Origin of the sequence: Kitasatospora sp. MY 5-36 (genome assembly GCF_001182915.1) — a bacterium.
Taxonomy (GTDB): domain Bacteria; phylum Actinomycetota; class Actinomycetes; order Streptomycetales; family Streptomycetaceae; genus Kitasatospora.
The window spans coordinates 1-2,258 of record NZ_LFVW01001043.1 but is presented as its reverse complement, the minus strand read 5'-3'; the positions used below and the strand labels follow the sequence as shown (position 1 = coordinate 2,258).

Genomic DNA, 2,258 nt, shown 5'->3' with positions numbered 1-2,258 from the left:
GCGGTCCGCCCGGCCACCGCCGTCTTCCAGGCGCCGGTGTTCCAGGAGCCCGCCTCCTTCGTCGCGCCGTCCGCTCAGGCGGCACCGGCCGCGCCGTCCGCTCCGGCGGCGCAGGCCGCTCCGCAGCAGCCCGCCGCCGCCCCGGCGAAGGCCGAGGCTCCGGCCGCGGCCCCGGTGCAGGCCGGGCGCGAGGAGGAGGACGACGAGTTCGAGTACAGCGGTGTCGGCCGTCGCCGCCGGGTCCGCACCCGGGTCGAGCCGACCCGTCGCAAGTCGGGCGCCCAGGCTCCGGTGAAGGCCGCCGCGAAGGCCGCCAAGGCCGCGGCGAAGGCGCCGGTCGCGGCGCCCGTCGTCGAGGTCCCGGTCGTCGAGGCGCCCGCCGTCGAGGCCCCCGCCGCCGGTCCGGAGACCGAGGACGAGTGGGAGGACGGCCGTCCGTCGCGCCGTCGCCGCCGGGGCGGTCGCCGTCGTCGCCGCGGTGAGGCCGAGGAGTTCGAGGCCGCCGACGCCGTCGGGACCGAGCAGTCCGTCGAGGAGTCGGCCGAGGCCGTCGCCGAGGAGGAGGGCGAGGAGGACGACGACCTGGCCGCCGGCCTGTCCTCGTCGCGCCGCCGCCGTCGCCGTCGCCGCCGCAGCGGTGAGGCCGGCGCCGTCGAGACCGCCGAGACCACCGAGGACGGCGTCCGTACGGTGGTGAAGGTGCGCGAGCCGCGCCGCCGTTCCACCGAGCCGTCGTTCGACCCGGACGAGGTGCAGTCCATCAAGGGCTCGACCCGTCTGGAGGCCAAGAAGCAGCGCCGCCGCGAGGGCCGCGAGCTGGGCCGCCGCCGGGTGCCGATCATCACCGAGGCCGAGTTCCTGGCCCGCCGCGAGTCGGTCGAGCGCGTCATGGTGGTGCGCCAGAGCGGCCAGCGGACCCAGATCGGCGTCCTCGAGGACGGCGTGCTGGTCGAGCACTACGTCAACAAGGAGCAGGCCACCTCGTACGTCGGCAACGTCTACCTGGGCAAGGTCCAGAACGTGCTGCCGTCGATGGAGGCCGCCTTCGTCGACATCGGCAAGGGCCGCAACGCGGTGCTGTACGCCGGCGAGGTCAACTTCGGCGCGCTGGGCCACGGCGGCCCGCGCCGGATCGAGTCGGTGCTGAAGTCCGGCCAGTCCGTGCTGGTGCAGGTCTCCAAGGACCCGATCGGCCACAAGGGCGCCCGCCTGACCAGCCAGATCTCGCTGCCCGGCCGCTACCTGGTGTACGTGCCCGAGGGCTCGATGACCGGCATCTCGCGCAAGCTCCCGGAGAACGAGCGCGCCCGGCTGAAGCAGATCCTCAAGAAGATCGTCCCGGACGACGCGGGCGTCATCGTGCGCACCGCCGCCGAGGGCGCCTCCGAGGAGGAGCTGACCCGCGACGTCCAGCGCCTCCAGCAGCAGTGGGAGGACATCCAGAAGAAGGCCGCGACCGGCAACGCCCCGGCGCTGCTGTACGGCGAGCCGGACATGACCGTCCGGGTCGTCCGCGACATCTTCAACGAGGACTTCACCAAGGTCATCGTCTCCGGCGACGAGGCGTGGAAGACCATCCACGAGTACGTCTCCAACGTGGCCCCGGACCTCGCCGAGCGGCTCCAGCGGTGGACCTCCGAGGTGGACGTGTTCGCCACCTACCGGATCGACGAGCAGCTGATGAAGGCGCTGGACCGCAAGGTCTGGCTGCCCAGCGGCGGTTCGCTGGTGATCGACCGCACCGAGGCGATGGTCGTCATCGACGTCAACACCGGGAAGTTCGTCGGCCAGGGCGGCAACCTGGAGGAGACGGTCACCCGGAACAACATCGAGGCGGCCGAGGAGATCGTGCGCCAGCTGCGGCTGCGCGACCTCGGCGGCATCATCGTGATCGACTTCATCGACATGGTGCTGGAGTCCAACCGCGACCTGGTGCTGCGCCGCCTGCTGGAGTGCCTGGGCCGGGACCGGACCAAGCACCAGGTGGCCGAGGTCACCTCGCTGGGCCTGGTCCAGATGACCCGCAAGCGGGTCGGCCAGGGCCTGCTGGAGTCCTTCTCCGAGCCGTGCGTGCACTGCAACGGCCGCGGCGTGATCGTCCACATGGAGCAGCCGAGCGCCCACGTCCACGCCCCCGTGGTGGCGGGCGAGGCCGGTGCGGGCAGCGGCAAGCGCCGTCGCCGGGGCAAGGGCGGCGCGGGCCACGAGGAGCCGCAGGCCGTCGAGGCCGCGGTGGCCGTGGCGGCCGAGCCGGTCGC

General features: G+C 73.4%; 1 protein-coding gene. It reads left to right on the top strand.

Annotation, left to right across the window (positions count from 1 at the left end):
• Positions 1-2,258 (top strand): Rne/Rng family ribonuclease (locus AE652_RS39880; protein WP_049660568.1); only part of this gene is annotated, 2,258 nt, incomplete at both ends.